We start from the raw sequence: 324 nt of genomic DNA, 5'->3' as shown, positions 1-324 counted from the left end.
CGTGAAGGTAAAGTCAGCCACAGGCCAAGATGATTTTTCATCCCAGCGCCAGCCATAGTGCTCAGTGACCTGCTTAGTCGCCGCTTTCAATGTGTCACCTGAGACCATTAAGGTGGTCACGCGCTCGCCTTTCCACGGATGAAAGGCCAACAGCTTCGAAAGTGTGTTTGAGTACAGCGTTAACGTATTGATAGGCTGATTAGAGGCCGCCAGCGCTTTCACGGCGCCAGACAACGAGCCAGTACGAACAAAACCTTGCGTGGCCACCCCATCCAAAGCAGTCAAAAATGCCTCATCTTGAGCAAACGCCAAAGGTTGGTCGCC

The 324-nt window shown here is 52.8% G+C and carries 1 protein-coding gene; it reads right to left on the bottom strand.

Going from position 1 to position 324, the window contains the following annotated elements:
* Nucleotides 1-324, bottom strand: a 324-nt coding sequence (locus tag A142_RS25025) for a hypothetical protein (protein WP_032545605.1), incomplete at both ends; no start/stop codon positions are given.

This window comes from Vibrio splendidus 12E03 (assembly GCF_000272105.2).
In the GTDB taxonomy this organism is placed as follows: Bacteria; Pseudomonadota; Gammaproteobacteria; order Enterobacterales; family Vibrionaceae; genus Vibrio; species Vibrio splendidus_I.
Note: the sequence above shows the minus strand (reverse complement) of the source record. Positions and strands in the feature narration are given on the sequence as shown.